This window comes from Aquimarina brevivitae (assembly GCF_004216895.1).
Taxonomy (GTDB): Bacteria; Bacteroidota; Bacteroidia; order Flavobacteriales; family Flavobacteriaceae; genus Aquimarina; species Aquimarina brevivitae.
On the sequence record NZ_SGXE01000006.1, the window covers coordinates 85,550 to 99,687 of the forward strand.

The following is a 14,138-nucleotide window of genomic DNA, read 5'->3' on the forward strand; positions in this document are numbered from 1 at the left end:
AAAAGTAGCCGAAATGACAACTCTTCAACACTGTGCATACATATTCGTTAGCTACGAATATATTTTCGTTAAGAAATGAATATTATAATTTGAATTTTATTGACCGTTGGAGATCAATTTGGCTAAAAATTCTTCCTTCTTACGAACAGAAACAGGAATCTGGGCATTATTTTTTAAAATAACCACTCCACTTTTATCATATCGATCCACATAATCTAAATTTACCAAACAAGATTGATGTGTTCTGACAAATTTTGCTGCTGGCAACTTATCCAAAAAGAATTTTAACGGTTTAGACGCTAACACTTTGCGATTATCGGTTAGATAAAATGTAGTGTATCCTTTATCTGATTTACAATATTGTAGTTCATTAATATTAATCACTTTGTATTCATTCTGCAAACCGATCACCAGTCTTTCCTGATTAAAATGACTCTGAGTAACCGCTATTTTTTGTTGCTGTAAGCCTACATCATCATTAGATATTTTATCAATGGCTGTCTCTAACTCTTCCACATCGACTGGTTTTAAAATATAATCTACAGCCCCTGCTTTTAAAGCTTTGAGCGCATAGTGATCATAGGCAGTAATGAAAATCACTTTAAAATTCAAATCGTTGGTCTGTGCTAAAAAGTCAAAAGCATTGCCATCTGGTAAATGAATGTCCAAAAACACCAAATCGGGTTTACAAGCACTGACTACTGTAACCGCCTCTTGAACCGAACCACACTCCCCTATCACAGTTATTTCCTTATCAAGACTATCTATAAGGTTAATCAATCCTTTACGTATATACGATTCATCTTCAACAAGTATTGCTTTAATCATTCTATTTCTTTTTATAGGGTAAGTTTAACCTGTCCAACGTACCCTTGCTTATCTGATTTTTTTTGATTTAAAAAAATAATTCCAAACCTAAACTAAAACTTCTAAATACCAAAGTTTTAAAAATATGGAATAAAAAAAGGATTGAAGCGAACTTCAATCCTTTCAGTGGAAAAATCAATAAATCGTTTGCTGGGAAATTTTGCGATATGCAATACTTGCAAACTTTATTACTTGTCGGGAACTAAAAGTTAATAACTCAACACTTTTGAAAAACAAGTAATTTATCGAGTGACAAATATAAGTTAGAATTATAATTCTACAAAATAAGTCAGCGCCTTTATAAGTCTATTTTACAAAATCACAAAGAATTAGCCGTTATGACAAGTATTTAGACAGTTGTTCGATATTCATTTCTTGTTGTTCGCCAGTTTCCATGGTCTTTACGGTAAACGTGTTTTCGTTCATCTCTTTGGTACCTGCAAGAACCACGTAGGGTATATTTCTACGGTTGGCATAGGTCATTTGTTTTTTCATTTTAGCAGCATCGGGATACAACTCGGCTACAATATCCGAATTACGTAATTGATATATGCCTTTCATACAATACAAGGATTCCTTTTCACCAAAATTGATAAACAACACTTTAGTAGTATCTGCTACCGTATCTGGAAACAAATTAAGTTCCTCCAATACTAAATAAATTCTATCCAAACCGAAGCTAATCCCTACACCACTCATATTTTTAAGTCCAAAAATACCTGTTAAATCATCATATCTTCCTCCTCCTCCAATGGATCCCATAGCGACTTCTTGTGGCGCTGCCACCTCAAAAATAGCACCGGTATAGTAATTAAGCCCTCGTGCCAGGGTAACATCCAGATCAATAGCTACCGTAGTTAATGAAAGTTCATTGACCATTTGTATGATAAACTGCAACTCCTCCACTCCTTTTAAGCCCTCGTTTGAAGCGTGTAATAAGGCTTTGAGCTTTTCTATTTTTTCATTGGTATCGCCGCTAAAATCAAATAATGGTTGCATTTTAGCAATAGCTTCTTCGGTAATTCCTTTGCCAAGCATTTCATTTTTAACGCCATCTTCACCGATCTTATCTAATTTATCTAGTGCTACGGTAAAATCAATCAGCTTATCGCTTGCACCAATGACTTCAGCGATACCAGAAAGTATCTTTCGATTATTAATCTTCACGGTAACTCCTGATAAATTCAAGGCGCTAAATACCGCATCATAGAGCTTGATAAATTCAATTTCTTGCCATAATGAATCACTACCTACTACATCAGCATCACATTGATAAAATTCTCTAAATCGGCCTTTTTGCGGTCTATCTGCTCTCCATACGGGTTGAATTTGATAACGTTTGAAAGGGAATTCAATTTCATTTTGATGTTGTACTACATATCTGGCAAAAGGCACCGTTAGGTCATAGCGCAATGCTTTTTCGCTAATTTTAGAGGTTATTTGAACACTATCCTTAGTACTATAGGTGGTGTCATCAACTTTCTTTAAAAAGTCACCACTATTTAATATTTTAAAAATCAATCGATCTCCTTCCTCTCCATATTTCCCCATTAGGGTATCGCTATTTTCAAAACTTGGAGTTTCAATAGGCTGAAAACCAAAAAGTTCAAATTTAGATTGAATCGTATTGATAATGTACTGTCGTTTTGCTACCTCTACAGGTGAAAAATCTCTAGTCCCTTTTGGTATGGATGGTTTCATGGTATCGCTATAAATTAGTTTACTACACAAAGAAGCCTTTGTATCAGTTTCCCTTTTGTTCAAATCGCTGCAAATATCCGAAAATCGTAAGCTTTAACACAAATAAAAATCCGAAGTTTTGGAGAAGCGAAAAAAAAACTGATTTTTAAGTAACTTTCTACGGATTTGTTAGTCTAATTAAAAAACCGGTTAATCTATATTTATGTTTTCACTGTTTAGAGAGAATATCCGAATTGCTTTTGACTCTATAAAAGGTCAAGTATTACGAACGATTCTTACCATTTTAATTATAGCGATAGGGATAACTGCCTTAGTTGGTATTTTAACCTTAGTCGGAGCACTTGAAAACACTATATCCGGAGATTTTGCTTCTATGGGAGCCAACACTTTTAATATTCAACAGTACGAATTTACAACCCGAAACAGTAGAGAGATTGACAAAGTTAATCCTATTATCAATTACAGAAACGTAAGAGCATTTACAGATAAATACGAATATCCACTAACAAATGTATCGGTATCGTTCACAGGCACACAGTCTGCTGAAGTAAAATATCTGAACGAAAAAACAGATCCCGAAGTTTCAGTCTTAGGTATCAATGAACATTATTTGGATAATACCGGGACCGAGCTAGAAAAGGGACGAAACTTCACCTTTTTTGATATTGAAAACAATTCAAAGGTTTGTATTTTGGGTTCAGATTTTAAGAAAAATTTATTTAAAGATCTCGACCCCATTGGTAAAACGGTAAGTGTTAGAGGAGTTAAATTCAAAGTAGTTGGCTTATTAGAAAGTAAAGGAGCAACTTTTGGCAACAATCAAGATTTGAGGGTATTAGTTCCCTTACAAGTGGCCCGATCCATATTTACATTACCTAATATCAATTATAGAATTAGCGTAAAGGTAAATGATAAACAACTTTTTGAAGCCGCACAAGATGAAGCCATAATTACCTTTAGAAATGTTAGAGGTTTGAACCCAATTGAAGACAATAATTTCGGTATAGAACGCAGTGATGACCTACTTAACCGTATTGCAAATATTACTTCTTACTTATATATCGCAGCGTGGATCATCAGTATTATTACGATCTTTGGTTCCTCGATAGCCCTAATGAATATTATGTTAGTTTCGGTTACCGAAAGAACCCGAGAGATTGGGGTTCGCAAGGCTTTAGGTGCCAAAAAATACACCATTGCTGGTCAATTCTTTATGGAAACGATAATCATTGGTCAACTGGGTGGTCTTATCGGTATTATTTTAGGCGTATTAATAGGCTGGTTGATCACATTAATAGCCAACTTTGACTTCAGCACGCCCTGGCTAGCGATCGTCTCAGCAGCAACTATATCTTTTGTAATTGCAATTATCTCAGGATTATATCCTGCATTAAAAGCAGCCAAGCAAGATCCTATTGAATCCCTTAGATACGAATAATAATTAATTTGTTGATTCCTAATCTATTAATGATTCAAAATACGTAAACAATTCTCCTTTGGTGATGTTGGCGCCCTTAAGGATCAAATCAAAACGATCAGCATTAGGGTCACTACTATATTCCTTTTTAGAATTGTAGAAAAGAACTTTTTCATCCATCAGGTTATTTCGTAGCCACTCATACCCTTCTCTCGTTGTAATATCAATGTCCGGATAATCAATTTTGATAGCGATGAGTTTCATCCCCTCTTCTTCTAATTTAAAAAGGTGCATTTGATTGGGCGAAAAATGCTCCAAATATTCTGCCTTACTCAGCACACTGTCCCATACCAAATCACTAAACACATCAATTTCTTCTTCAGCAACTTGTGGTTTATTTTTCTTGATATCTTCCCACTCTTCCGCCGTAATAGATTGGGTAGCTAAAAAAGTGATAAACTCTTGATGTAATTCTTCTAATTGTTCTTTGGATAGTCTCTTGTATTTCACAGCTTTTGTTTTTTCAAAACGACTGCAAAATTAAGGATATTTATAATTCTGGTAAAATTTAATCCTACCAAACTACCCTCCATTATTTACATCGGTATGCACTCAAAATCAGGTACTAATACCTGTTTATAGCACCTAAAATATGCTTATCTTTAAATATAAATTCACAAAAAATCATCTTATGAGTACTCTTAAAACTGAAACCACTATTTCTAAACCCATTGTAAGCCACAGTGAAGTGAAAACACGATATTCTGTTCGTGAGTTACAAGACATGCACGAAAGCGGCAATAAAAAACCTTTAGAAAACCTAGTTCAAGCTTGGATTGGCATTACTAGTTTGCCAGCAGATGACTTAAATTCTTTCTTTGTTATTGGCGGTTATCACGGGGAACCTTTTGAAGGTCAAGGCGCAAAAAACCCTGACTATTGGGGTGGCTATTGTAATCACGGTAATGTACTATTCCCCACTTGGCATAGGGTTTATGTTTTGCGTATCGAACAAGCCTTGCAAAGCATTGTCCCAGATGTTACTATGCCGTATTGGGATGAAACTACGAAGGAAACTATTGAAAAAGGTATCCCTTGGGTACTTACTGACGAGCAATTTGTATTTAGCGACGGAACCGTAGTTACCAATCCCTTAAAGTCATATGTACTTCAAAAACAAGTCAACGACGATGTTACTGGAGACAACCAACGCTATACCAAACCTGCAGGCTATGCAACTGTTCGTTACCCTCTATCTGGGCTTGTAGGTACAGAAGAAGCCAGAAAAGCCACTGAAGCGCATAATGCTAAATTTCCAGACCCAGTTAAAAACACGGTTCTACTGAATGACAATGTAAAAGCCTGGTTAAAAGGAGATGGTGTAAGCCCTACAGATCCAAACCCTCAAAAAGATGGTGTATATTGGGAGTATAAGTCTTGCTTAGAAGCTCCGAATTATACCGCTTTTTCTAATACCACCTCTGCTGCTGCGTGGAACGAAAAAAACTCAGGTATTGTTACTCCGCTGGAGTCTCCCCATAATCATATCCATTTAGCAGTGGGTGGATTTGATATTCCTAACCAAGGTAGCTCAGGTCAGATCAAAGGCGCTAACGGTGATATGGGCGAAAATAACACTGCGGGATTAGATCCTATCTTCTTTTTCCACCATTGCAATGTAGATCGTATGTTTTGGTTATGGCAAATACAAAATAACCAAACGGATTCCATTGAAATCATACCCAATTATGCAGGTACAGATCCAAACACTTTACCCAATGGTCAGGGACCTGCTGCAGGTCAGGATCCTAATCAGCCATTAACTTTAGAAACCCCTTTAAAACCTTTTGTAAAACAAAATGGTGGTCAAACGGTTTATTACACCTCTAAAGATTGTATCAATAGTGAAACGCAACTTGGAATTACCTATAGCAACGGTTCATTTAGTGAGGAACAAAAATGGGCTCCAATGGCATTAAAATCCGAAGCAAAGTCTGCTAAGAAGCTAATGGTATCTGGTATTGATCGCTCGTTATTTAGTGGCTCCTTTGTTGTTGTAGGCTATATCATCATTGATGGAAAGAAAATAAGTCTAGGCAAGCAATCGATACTTAGCAGATGGAATGTTGCTTCCTGTGCTAACTGCCAAAACCATTTAGAAGTTAAGGCTTTTTTTGACCTAAGTCATTTCTCAGAAGATGAGATAAACAATGCTGAATTTGATGTAGATATCATCGGTAGATCCGATAAGATGCCCAAAGCGCTTGACTACCAGTTTGATGTGTTAGAATAGTCGTATATCACTTTATAAATAAAAAGCATACGATTAATACAGCGTACACCAAGGTAAACAAGGTAGCCATATACCTAATTGGCGCCTTGTTTACTTGCAGGTGGTGCCTGATGTAATCATCTATTTCGCTTTTAAAACCTAAAAACATGAGCTGTTCTTCACCTTCACCAAATTGTAGCTGCACGCACAAAAAAACAAACCGGATACAGGGCTTGTACTATTTTGTCTTTGCAGTTGTAATCGCCATAGTATTGGTATCGCTAAACTTCTTCAAAAATTATCAAAATCAAGCTATGGAAATGAAGACATTAGGGATGATTTGGGTGATGGGTTTTTTAACCGGATTGCATTGTATTTCCATGTGTGGCGGGTTGATGGCAGGTTATGTCCGATACAGTATTAGAAACCACATTTCTTTAACCAGGTCCCATCTGACCTATAGTATAACCAAAACGGCCTCCTATGCATTAATGGGTGCTATATTTGGCGCACTGGGTAGCTTGGTAAGCTTCAATAACGGTTCAAAAAGCACCATTGCTATAATTGGCGGAATTTTTCTACTCTATCTAGGCGCAAAATCATTTGGTTTATGTAACAAATTAAAGATATTCCAATGGGTAAGTAAAAAGCTTCCAACTACACATCTAGAAAAACCTCAATATATTGGATTACTAAATGGTCTTATGATTTCTTGCGGCCCTTTGCAGGCATTATATCTCATTGCTGCTACAAAGGGAGACCCCATTTATGGTGCTATAGCATTAACCGTATTTAGCTTAGGAACACTACCCATATTTTTGTGTTACGGAGTTTTATTAAACTTTTTTAAAGCGTTAAAATCTGTTTGGTCAGATAGAGTTATTGCCTTGCTTATTGTAATCTATGGGGTGGTAATGATCCAACAAGGGATTTCTTTAGGTGGATATCATCTAATGCCTTTACAACCCACGGAAAATAACGATTATGCCGTAGCCACAATCCCAAAACAAATGATGAGCACGTATTCGATGAAGGCTGATACCAAAGGATGGAGTAAGAAGAAAATTTATTTTACACCCACGGAGAAAATCCGATGGCAAATAGAAGTCACTGAACTGACACCCTGCAATAAGATAATAGAAATACCCGCATTAAAACTACGAAAGGAACTTTCGGAAGGTTTGAATATTATTGAGTTTTATCCTAAAGAACATACGCGATTGACCTATACCTGTTGGATGGGAATGCTCACTGGTGAATTTGTATTGAAACCGTTATAAACAATAGGTTTTAGAAAAAGGATAATTTTTTACAGTAATAGTGCTACATCCAAAAACAAAAAAAAACGACTAACCTAAGGTTAGCCGTTTTTACTACTAATATGGTATAGCTTACGATTGTGCTGCTGCTACTACTTCAAAAGGTAAGTTAACAATTACCTCTCTGTGTAAACGAATGTCAGCTTCGTATGGCCCTAAACGCTTAATTACATTACCTGCAATATTGATGTATTTTTTCTCTACTTCAATACCTTCTTTCGCAAGCTCATCTGATACATCAGCACTAGATACTGATCCAAACAATTTATCACCAGCTCCAGCCTTTGCAGTAATTTTAAGGTCAAGGTTATTAATTTTCTTCGCTATTTTCTCAGCATCCTCAATTGCTTTTTTCTCTTTAAAAGCTCTTTGTTTAAGTGTTTCTGCTAATACCTTTTTTGCAGAAGGTGTAGCTAAAACAGCATATCCCTGAGGAATTAAATAGTTACGGCCATAACCATTTTTCACTTCTACTATGTCATCTGTGAATCCTAGATTCTCAACGTCTTTCTTTAATATAAGTTCCATTATGTTATGCCTTTTTATTTTAATAAATCACCAACATAAGGCATTAACGCTAAATGTCTTGCTCTTTTTACAGCAACACTTACCTTACGCTGATATTTTAAAGAAGTACCAGTTAATCTACGTGGTAGTAACTTTCCTTGTTCATTAACGAATGCCATTAAGAAATCTGGATCTTTATAATCCACATACTTAATACCAGACTTTTTAAAACGACAGTATTTCTTAGTTTTTGTCGTATCTATATTAAGAGGAGTAAGATATCTGATTTCTCCGTCTTTTTTTCCTTTTGCTTGTTGTTCTATAGATGACATAATTAAGCTTTTTGTTTGTTTCTGTTTCTTCTCTTCTCAGCCCAAGCAATTGCGTGTTTATCTAACTTAACAGTTAGGTAACGCATTACTCTTTCGTCTCTTCTAAACTCTACCTCTAAAGCGTTAATTGCTTCTCCTGGTACTTGGAATTCAAATAAGTGATAAAAACCACTTTTTTTGTGTTGGATTGCATAAGCTAACTTCTTTAGCCCCCAATCTTCTTTGGATATCATCTTGGCACCGTTAGAAACAAGAATGTCTTCGTATTTCTTAACTGTTTCCTTTATCTGCTCATCAGATAAAACGGGATTCAAGATGAAAACAGTTTCGTACTGATTCATAAAAAATTATGTTTTAATTAAAATTGGCTGCAAAAGTAAGATTATTTTTCTTATTTTCAAACTCTAATTCCACTTCGATGAAACACGATATTTGTCGATAAAAAGCCCGAAATACTTGTGGAAGTTAGATATATTATGTAATATTGTATTTGAAAATTAACCTTAGCAAGTGGAAGAACTTCAATTAAAATGTGCGGTAGTAGATGATTCCCGCCTTCAGCGATTAGCTATTGTAAAGCTTATAGATGAGCACCCTTCTTTAGAATTGGTGGCAGAATGGAATAACGCTATTGAAACTAAGAATGGGTTACTTGATACTCCTGTTGATCTTTTATTTCTAGACATAGAAATGCCAATACTTACCGGTTTTGATTTGTTGGATGATCTTGAAAATAAGCCTCACATTATTTTTGTTACAGGTAAAACGAAATATGCTTTTAAAGCATTTGATTACGATGCAGTTGATTACCTAAGAAAACCTCTAAAAAAAGATAGATTTAATGCGGCTGTTGAAAAGGCAATGAGCATGATGCGTCTTAATGCAGAAGGGGTGCCAGTTGAAGATGATGATTACATATTTGTTAAAAGTAATTTGAAAAAACGTAAAGTTTATCTAAAGCAACTTAAATATGTAGAAGCATTAGGAGACTATGTTAAGTTAATCATGGAAGATGGTGATCCTATTGTAGTACTGGCAACTATGAAATCTTTTGAAGCAGAATTACCTAGTGATCGTTTTCTAAGAATTCATAAGTCTTACATTATTAATTTAGATAAAGTTGAACGTTACAATAGTAGAAATATAGAAATTGCTGACGAGAAAATTCCACTTAGTAGACATAAAAAACATTCTTTAATTGAAGCCTTAAATGGATAAAAAATTACTTTAATACTTATAAAAAAATCCTACGGTTAGCCGTAGGATTTTTCTTTTCTAGTAAAAATCTACATTAATTATTAAACGGACACCTGAAAAATCTTTAATACTAGAAAAAGTAGTTTCAATTTTCTTCACTACCGCTTTTGTTTTTTGCAAGGATTGCCCTTGAGGTATTTTAAGTAATATATTTCTGTTATATTGATTCCGTATACGAGGTATAGGAGGAAACTCTGGTCCCAATACTTGATCTCCAAATGAATTTTTTAATGCTGTAAACACCCAGTTTGTAGCCAATATCGTTTTATTGTAATCTTTATGTCGACCTGTGATTTTGATCAACCGATAAAATGGAGGATATTTATATTGTCGTCGCTCCTCTATCTGATCCTTATACATCCCTTCATAATCGTAGGTTGTAACCTGTTGTAATATCTGGTGATAGGGGTTATAGGTTTGTATCCATACTTTTCCCCGTTTTTGGGTTCGACCTGATCTCCCAGACACTTGTTGTAATAGCTGAAAACTACGTTCGTGTGCTCTAAAATCAGGAAAATTAAGCAAGTTATCAGCATTCATTACTCCAACCAAGCTAACATTTCTAAAATCTAGCCCCTTGGCTAGCATTTGTGTACCAATTAAAATATCTATTTGGTGTTGTTCAAATTTGTCAATAATCTTTTCATAACCGTGTTTTCCTCTTGTGGTGTCTTGATCCATCCGGCCAATGGAGTGATCTGGAAACAGAGCTAACAGTTCTTTTTCAATTTGCTCAGTTCCAAATCCTTTAGTAGATAAATCTGCACTACCACAAGCCATACATTGCAAAAGCATCGCAATATGATGTCCACAATAATGGCAACGTAGTTGATTCTTAAAATTGTGATACGTAAGGCTCACATCACAATTTGGGCATTGAGGCGAATGCCCACAAGTAGTACACTCCACTACTGGAGAATACCCTCTTCGATTTTGAAAAAGCATTACCTGCTCTCCTTCCTTCAATACTTCTTCAATAGCTCCGAGTAACGTATCACTAAAATGACCCGTCATTTGTTTTTTGCGATATTTTTCCTTGATGTCAATAAGGTTGATATCTGGCATGAGTACATTTCCATGTCTTCTGGTTAAAGAAACTAACCCAAATTTGTTTTGCACACTATTGTGATACGTTTCTACCGAAGGCGTGGCAGAACCTAATAATACCTTAGCCTTATGTTGATTTGCTAAAACAATTGCAGTATCCCTGGAGTGGTACCTGGGTGCGGGATCATATTGCTTATAAGAACTTTCGTGCTCTTCATCAATGACTACTAAACCTAAATTAACAAAAGGTAAAAAGATGGCCGATCTTGCCCCAATAATTACCCTAGCTTTATTTTTATCCTCTTTTACGTTGTTCCAAACCTCTACCCGCTCATTAACTGAATACTTGGAATGATATACGCTAAGTTGGTCACCAAAATAGGATTGTAACCTTGTTATTAATTGCGTCGTTAGTGCAATTTCTGGTAGTAAATATAATACTTGTCTACCAGCTTCTATGACTTCTTTAATAAGTCGAACGTAAATTTCAGTTTTACCAGAGGAAGTAACTCCGTGCAATAAGGTAACTTTATCATTTTCAAAATGAGACTTAATCTCATCAAAGGCTTGTTGCTGGTAACTATTCAATTGCTTTATTGAAGTGTTAGGCTCACCGCTATATTCCACTCGATCTTTTTGCAGGTGATATTCTTCTAATACCTCTTTATCAATCAAAGATTTAATTACACTGGTTGTGGTATTAGCTACTTTGGTCAGTTCTTTTACCGTTACTGGCTTAGTTGATTTGGCTTGTAAGGAGAATAGTCGTAGTAGTACTTCTCTCTGCTTGGGCGCTCTACTCATCTCATCAATCAAGTTCCGTAAGGCAATCTCCTCTTTATAGTTTGGATGTATTTTTACATACCGAATCAATTTGGGTTTATATTGTTCATAGATCTCTTCCTCTACCGTCACAATTCCTTTATCAATCAATCGCTTAATCAGCGGTAAAACACTTTTTTTACCAACTATAGCTATGATCTCATTTATCCGTAATAAACTTTGATGTTGTAAGGCCTCAAATACTAAAAATTCATCATCCTTTAAATCCGCTTCATCGGCGTCATCTAAATTATTCCGCTTTACTATCGTTTCGCTTTCTAATAAAAATGCACTAGGCAATGCAGCACGCATCACCTCTCCTACCGCACACATATAGTAGTCTGCCATCCATTGCCATAATTGTAATTGATGCGCTGTTACGATAGGAGCTTCATCCAATATATGTTCGATTTCTTTAGCCTCATATACTTCTGGAGGATTGTTATGTACACTGGATACTAAAGCAGCATACACTTTAGTTTTTCCAAACTGTACCGCAACACGCATTCCTTTTTGCAAAAATGCAGCTTCATCTTTATTTACCTGATAGGTAAATTCCTTAGTTATGGGAATGGGAAGAATGACATTAATAAAATAAGACATAGGAAATCTTTATTAGATATGCTGCAATTAAAACAAAAGCTATGAAAGCATGTTTTTTGCTTATACTTTAAGGTAATTTTATCGTCTTCTTAGAATTTAAATCCTAAGCCATTGCTGGGTTCGATATAGAAAGGCAATGTACCCTCTAACATTCAACACATCCGGATTATCCTCATCTAGCCAGATTTTACATCGATATACCTTACCGTTTTCTGGATCGAGTATAGTACCGTCTTCATACTCCTGACCATCCTTTTCGAGATCTTTTAAAATCACTAATCCTTTAATTGGCTTATTATAATTTTCGCCTTCACACTTAATACAAGTCTTATTTTGATCTTCTTCTTGAATTACCTTTTCTACCTTGCCATACAGCTTATTACCCTGCTTATAAATTTCTACAATAGATCTGGCTTCACCTGTATCGTCATCAATAGTTTTCCATTTACCAATTACTGATTGTTGTGCATTTCCTAAACCTATACAAAATTGAAGGCAACTAAAAATTAGAATAAACTGTATCTTTTTCATACTTAATTACTTTCTTTTAAAAATATTATTATTCAACAAATATGATAATGGTTTAACGTTTTTTTAGTGGGTTAAATTACTTATTTCACCGCTAAAGACCATAAAAAAAGCCACCCCTTTTAGGATGGCTTTACTATATTTTGGATATAGAAATTACTGAATTCCTAACATTCCTTCTTTTAACGATTCACTTGCAGGTTCATCTCCCAACCAGATTTTAAATAATGCATATTTAAAATCGAGACCTTCGATTACACCTAACTCTTTCTCATTTTTATAGGCCACAACACCTTTATCTTTAATATATACTAAATCAAAAATATCGTTTCTTACAATAGGCTCTGAGAAAAATGAAATAAATTTATTTATTCTATCTTGTAGCGGTGCAGTATTACCAAAAGTTGCTTTTTCAAAACCATCTTTTACAGCTTTGATCATTTTACTTTGTGTAACGAAACCAGAAACAATATTTAATTTAATTGACATCGTTTCATCAGCTTCTAAAACTTCTTTAGGATCCTTGGTTTGATTTTGTAAATAAAGTCCACCTGCATATAGATCAATCCATAGCATTTCTCTTAAACCAGCACCGTTCAATTTAAGTTCTGCCTCTCCGTAACTTTGCTCATAAGGCAGAATGGCTTTACTGCCCACACGAATCTGTGCCTGTGATGCTACGGTTGCAACTAAAAATAGGAATAAAGTAATTTTTTTCATCATGTGATAAGGATTTATTAATAGGATGATTTTATTATTTTCAATCTTAAAATTCGACGCAAATATAATTCTTTTTACTATGCAGGCATAGTAAATGAGTCATAAAAATGTTAAAATTTGGTATTTCATCCTAAAAAGAATGCCTTTTATCCTAAAAAGCGCTTAGCATTTCACTTTTTAAGCTTTTATCAGCTGGCTTGTCTCCTAACCAAATTTTGAACAATGCTTCTTTAAAGTCTAATCCTTCGACATATCCTTTTTCTTCGCCATCTTTATAGATTACACTTCCTTTTCCTTTTTCGTATACGATATCATAAATTTGACCTACTTCGATTTCATTATTGATGAATCCAACAAATTTGTTAATTCGCTTATCTATAGCTTTAGTATTACCATTTGTTGATTTATCAAACCCATCTCTCAGTGCCCCTTCCATTTTACTTCTTGACATCATACCTGAAAGGATGTGTAATTTAATAGCCATAGTCTCATCTAGGCTTGCTATCTCATTTCCATTTTTGCTTTTCTTTTTAAGATAAAGTCCACCAGCATAAATATCAAAAAAGAATTTCTCTCTAATTCCTGCCCCATTAATTGTCAATTCTTCTCCATTAAAAGTTACTTTTTTAGGGAGTACTGCGTCCCCTACTTGTACCTGTGCTTGAGTTGATACTCCAATGGTAATTGCAATTAAAAAAATGAGTTTTTTCATAGTTTAAGATTTAATTTAAATATTTATAGATAAT

14 protein-coding genes are annotated in these 14,138 nt (G+C 34.9%); 4 read left to right on the top strand and 10 right to left on the bottom strand.

What is annotated here, in order from left to right; all coding sequences use genetic code 11:
- Positions 1-96: 96 nt before the first annotated feature.
- Positions 97-828, bottom strand: a complete 732-nt coding sequence (locus EV197_RS15620; protein WP_130287739.1) for a LytR/AlgR family response regulator transcription factor — start codon at positions 826-828, stop codon at positions 97-99.
- A 375-nt stretch (positions 829-1,203) separates the two neighbouring features.
- Entirely contained in the window at positions 1,204-2,568 is a 1,365-nt protein-coding gene (gene hisS / locus EV197_RS15625; protein WP_130287740.1) for a histidine--tRNA ligase, read from the bottom strand.
- A 202-nt stretch (positions 2,569-2,770) separates the two neighbouring features.
- On the opposite strand from hisS, the gene EV197_RS15630 reads away from it, so the two are divergent.
- Entirely contained in the window at positions 2,771-4,006 is a 1,236-nt protein-coding gene (locus EV197_RS15630) for an ABC transporter permease (protein ID WP_130287741.1), read from the top strand.
- Positions 4,007-4,024: 18 nt separating this feature from the next.
- Here EV197_RS15630 and EV197_RS15635 read toward each other — a convergent pair whose 3' ends face one another.
- A complete protein-coding gene (locus EV197_RS15635) occupies positions 4,025-4,495 on the bottom strand; it encodes a DUF6495 family protein (RefSeq protein ID WP_130287742.1) in 471 nt (156 codons plus the stop codon).
- Between the two features lie 181 nt (positions 4,496-4,676).
- On the opposite strand from EV197_RS15635, the gene EV197_RS15640 reads away from it, so the two are divergent.
- Positions 4,677-6,278, top strand: coding sequence for a tyrosinase family protein (locus tag EV197_RS15640; RefSeq protein ID WP_130287743.1), 1,602 nt, complete (start codon positions 4,677-4,679; stop codon positions 6,276-6,278).
- A 146-nt stretch (positions 6,279-6,424) separates the two neighbouring features.
- Positions 6,425-7,537, top strand: coding sequence for a sulfite exporter TauE/SafE family protein (locus tag EV197_RS15645; protein WP_130287744.1), 1,113 nt, complete (start codon positions 6,425-6,427; stop codon positions 7,535-7,537).
- Positions 7,538-7,648: 111 nt separating this feature from the next.
- Here the strand turns inward: EV197_RS15645 and rplI are convergent, their stop codons facing one another.
- From rplI to rpsF, 3 genes are read right to left on the bottom strand one after another with little or no spacing between them, the layout of a single operon-like run.
- Positions 7,649-8,104 carry a 50S ribosomal protein L9 gene (gene rplI / locus EV197_RS15650; protein ID WP_130287745.1) on the bottom strand — a complete coding sequence of 152 codons (456 nt, stop codon included), beginning with the start codon at positions 8,102-8,104 and terminating at the stop codon, positions 7,649-7,651.
- 14 nt (positions 8,105-8,118) lie between these two features.
- Positions 8,119-8,418 (bottom strand): 30S ribosomal protein S18, encoded by a 300-nt coding sequence (rpsR, locus tag EV197_RS15655; protein ID WP_207224223.1) that lies wholly within the window; start codon positions 8,416-8,418, stop codon positions 8,119-8,121.
- On the bottom strand, positions 8,418-8,756 hold the full coding sequence (gene rpsF, locus EV197_RS15660; protein ID WP_130287747.1) for a 30S ribosomal protein S6: 339 nt from the start codon (positions 8,754-8,756) through the stop codon (positions 8,418-8,420). Before rpsF ends, rpsR begins: the two co-directional genes overlap by 1 nt.
- A gap of 169 nt (positions 8,757-8,925) precedes the next feature.
- On the opposite strand from rpsF, the gene EV197_RS15665 reads away from it, so the two are divergent.
- Complete coding sequence (locus tag EV197_RS15665; RefSeq protein ID WP_130287748.1) at positions 8,926-9,633, top strand: LytR/AlgR family response regulator transcription factor; 708 nt, start codon at positions 8,926-8,928, stop codon at positions 9,631-9,633.
- A 57-nt stretch (positions 9,634-9,690) separates the two neighbouring features.
- Here EV197_RS15665 and priA read toward each other — a convergent pair whose 3' ends face one another.
- The 4 genes from priA to EV197_RS15685 form a co-directional block, all read right to left on the bottom strand.
- Complete coding sequence (gene priA, locus EV197_RS15670; protein ID WP_130287749.1) at positions 9,691-12,144, bottom strand: replication restart helicase PriA; 2,454 nt, start codon at positions 12,142-12,144, stop codon at positions 9,691-9,693.
- 96 nt (positions 12,145-12,240) lie between these two features.
- Positions 12,241-12,675, bottom strand: a complete 435-nt coding sequence (locus tag EV197_RS15675; protein WP_130287750.1) for a DUF2147 domain-containing protein — start codon at positions 12,673-12,675, stop codon at positions 12,241-12,243.
- Positions 12,676-12,828: 153 nt separating this feature from the next.
- Positions 12,829-13,395, bottom strand: coding sequence for a chalcone isomerase family protein (locus tag EV197_RS15680; protein WP_341273031.1), 567 nt, complete (start codon positions 13,393-13,395; stop codon positions 12,829-12,831).
- A gap of 148 nt (positions 13,396-13,543) precedes the next feature.
- Positions 13,544-14,104 carry a chalcone isomerase family protein gene (locus EV197_RS15685; protein ID WP_130287751.1) on the bottom strand — a complete coding sequence of 187 codons (561 nt, stop codon included), beginning with the start codon at positions 14,102-14,104 and terminating at the stop codon, positions 13,544-13,546.
- Positions 14,105-14,138 lie beyond the last annotated feature (34 nt).

What these genes read in the sequence shown, in the direction of transcription:
- EV197_RS15620 (WP_130287739.1), bottom strand. Translation starts at nt 828, where the DNA reads ATGATTAAAGCAATACTTGTTGAAGATGAATCGTATATACGTAAAGGA.
- hisS (WP_130287740.1), bottom strand. Translation starts at nt 2,568, where the DNA reads ATGAAACCATCCATACCAAAAGGGACTAGAGATTTTTCACCTGTAGAG.
- EV197_RS15630 (WP_130287741.1), top strand. Translation starts at nt 2,771, where the DNA reads ATGTTTTCACTGTTTAGAGAGAATATCCGAATTGCTTTTGACTCTATA.
- EV197_RS15640 (WP_130287743.1), top strand. Translation starts at nt 4,677, where the DNA reads ATGAGTACTCTTAAAACTGAAACCACTATTTCTAAACCCATTGTAAGC.
- EV197_RS15645 (WP_130287744.1), top strand. Translation starts at nt 6,425, where the DNA reads ATGAGCTGTTCTTCACCTTCACCAAATTGTAGCTGCACGCACAAAAAA.
- rplI (WP_130287745.1), bottom strand. Translation starts at nt 8,104, where the DNA reads ATGGAACTTATATTAAAGAAAGACGTTGAGAATCTAGGATTCACAGAT.
- rpsF (WP_130287747.1), bottom strand. Translation starts at nt 8,756, where the DNA reads ATGAATCAGTACGAAACTGTTTTCATCTTGAATCCCGTTTTATCTGAT.
- priA (WP_130287749.1), bottom strand. Translation starts at nt 12,144, where the DNA reads ATGTCTTATTTTATTAATGTCATTCTTCCCATTCCCATAACTAAGGAA.
- EV197_RS15675 (WP_130287750.1), bottom strand. Translation starts at nt 12,675, where the DNA reads ATGAAAAAGATACAGTTTATTCTAATTTTTAGTTGCCTTCAATTTTGT.
- EV197_RS15680 (WP_341273031.1), bottom strand. Translation starts at nt 13,395, where the DNA reads ATGATGAAAAAAATTACTTTATTCCTATTTTTAGTTGCAACCGTAGCA.
- EV197_RS15685 (WP_130287751.1), bottom strand. Translation starts at nt 14,104, where the DNA reads ATGAAAAAACTCATTTTTTTAATTGCAATTACCATTGGAGTATCAACT.